This window comes from Synechococcus sp. H55.11, assembly GCF_047462475.1.
In the GTDB taxonomy this organism is placed as follows: domain Bacteria; phylum Cyanobacteriota; class Cyanobacteriia; order Thermostichales; family Thermostichaceae; genus Thermostichus.
Genome location: NZ_JANSJI010000291.1, coordinates 1 through 709 on the forward strand (window position 1 = coordinate 1; position 709 = coordinate 709).

Consider the following 709-nt stretch of genomic DNA (forward strand, 5'->3'; position numbering starts at 1 on the left):
TCTCCCTCCCCCCCCGCCCAACCCCCCCCGGCGGCCTCGCTCGTGGGCTCGGAGATGTGAATCAGACACCCCCCAGCCCCTCTCCCACGCTGTGGGAGAGGGGCTGGGGGTGAGGGCGAACACGCGGGTTTTCTGTCGTTAGCCCATCCCCATGTTGCCCTCCAGGTCGCCCATCATGCGCGGGGGCGGGCTGCCGTCGCGGCTCGGCTCGTACAGGTGAACCTCCGTGCCGAACTGCGGCTTGGCGAACGGCAAGTGCGTGTTGCCGCGCGCCAGGATATGCTGATAGTTCGCGCTGTCGCCCTCATACGGCTTGCCGTGATTCCACGGCACCCATGAGCGCGCGTTGCAGTAATGGTTCACAAACGCCCGACGCCAGCGATCCGAAGTGCGGTTCGGATACGAGCGGTGCAGGATGTGCCCATCGAAAAACAGCACATCGCCCGGCGCCATCCGCACAGGAATCGGCGGCGGATACTTGCGCACGATGTGCGTCAGCGTGTTCACCTCGTCGTCCAAGTGGCTCACATTCTGCACCTCGTGTAGGTCTTCAAAAGCGTTCACTGCCTGCACATGGGCGTGGGGAATCGCGTCGGGCGGATAGATGGGTTCAAAGTGCGACCCGGGCACGACCCACAGGCAGCCGTTCTCCTCATCGGCGGGGTCAAGCGCGAGCCACGCGCCAATCAGCGTATCAGGATAGGTCGTG

At 64.7% G+C, this 709-nt stretch carries 1 protein-coding gene; it reads right to left on the minus strand.

The features are described 5' to 3' along the window. Positions 1 to 138: 138 nt before the first annotated feature. On the minus strand, positions 139 to 709 hold a 571-nt coding region (locus tag NW853_RS11770), incomplete at its 5' end, for a phytanoyl-CoA dioxygenase family protein (RefSeq protein ID WP_414349100.1).